The organism is Gordonia paraffinivorans NBRC 108238 (assembly GCF_000344155.1).
In the GTDB taxonomy this organism is placed as follows: domain Bacteria; phylum Actinomycetota; class Actinomycetes; order Mycobacteriales; family Mycobacteriaceae; genus Gordonia; species Gordonia paraffinivorans.
In genome coordinates this window covers 1-1472 of the sequence record NZ_BAOQ01000090.1, presented here as the reverse complement: position 1 = coordinate 1472, position 1472 = coordinate 1, and the positions used below count along the sequence as shown (strand labels likewise).

1 protein-coding gene is annotated in these 1472 nt (G+C 63.9%); it reads right to left on the bottom strand.

What is annotated here, in order from left to right:
- Positions 1–35: 35 nt before the first annotated feature.
- Positions 36–1214, bottom strand: coding sequence for an IS30 family transposase (locus GP2_RS20760; RefSeq protein ID WP_157211753.1), 1179 nt, complete (start codon positions 1212–1214; stop codon positions 36–38).
- Positions 1215–1472: the final 258 nt, after the last annotated feature.

The window sequence follows — 1472 nt, the reverse complement described above, 5'->3', positions numbered from 1 at the left end:
GGGCGGATTCAAGGGGTCCTCGCAACACCTGATGGTTAGACGGCTATCAGTAGATCACGCAGACGCTCGGCTGGAGCTTTCCAGTCGAGCGTTTTGCGTGGGCGACGGTTGAGTTTCTGGGCGACGAGTTCGAGGTCCTGGGGTCCGTAGACGCTCAAGTCGGTTCCCTTCGGAAAGTATTGGCGCAGTAAGCCGTTGGTGTTCTCGTTTGATCCGCGTTGCCAGGGTGAGTGCGGGTCGCAGAAATAGACCGGTACTCCGGTGGCAACAGTGAACTGGTTGTGGGCTGCCATCTCGCATCCCTGGTCCCAGGTCAGCGAACCGCGCAGGTGTCGGGGTAGTGATCCGATCAGCGGTACCAGCACGTCACGGACTTCCCCAGCGGTGTGCCCGCCCGGGAGGTGTCCGAGCATGACGTAGCGGGTGGAACGTTCAACCAGGGTCACGATCGCGGACTCGCTGCGAGTGCCGACGATCAGATCGCCTTCCCAATGTCCTGGCACGGCCCGGTCCTCGACCTCGGCTGGACGGTCGGAGATCATCACCATGTCGTCAATGAACCGCTTGGTGCGCTGTTCGGCCTTGCGATGAGGTTTGCGTCGGGTCCGCCCGGTCCGCAACGCCGTCGCGACCTCGCGGCGCAGCCCTCCTCGAGCCTGGACGTAGATCGCCTGGTAGATGGTTTCGGTGCTCACTCGCATGCCCTGATCGTCGGGGAACTCGGTCATGAGAGCGTGGCACACCTGCTCCGGGGACCACTGGTCCTGCAACTTGCCGGCGACGTAGTCGCGCAGCGGGCCGGGCTGGGCGAGCTTGGACTCTTTAGGACGCGACCGCGAACGGGTCCATGCACGGTGCGCTCGGTGAGCACGGTAGACGTCCTCGACCGCATAGGCGTCGATCTCGCGTTTGATCGTCGAGGCCGACCGCCTTAACCGCCGGCCGATCTCCCGAAGCGAGTAACCCTCACGGCGCAGATCAGCAATCTGTTCCCGATCGGCCAAGGTCAGGAACCGTGGATGCAGTACCGCTTCCAACTGGGCCAGGGATGGTTCGCCAGTGGCGTCGCGGTAGGTGGTCACACCTGTGGTGTAGTCGATCCGCCGGCCATCAGGATGTAGGCGCGCGTTCCCGACCTTACGGATTCCCCTATCCCAATCCCGGGCAGTGCGGACGTTCACACCGATCTGGGCAGCCGCCTCGCGGCGGCTCACTCCCTCCGCACGGAGTTGGTCGTATCGGGCGCGACCCGGATGCCCGCCGGTACCGGTCTTGCCGCGACCACGCATCCCCGCCTTACGCACCCACCCGTACGCAGTGTCCCGGCTCATCCCGACGATGCAAGCAGCCTCGCACACGTTCCCGTCCACACGGTCCAACACCGTGAAGAACTCGTCCTTCAACTCCGCAGAATGCACGATCCCCGCAACTCCTTGAAATCCAGGGTGTTGCGGGGATCGCTAGCATCCGCC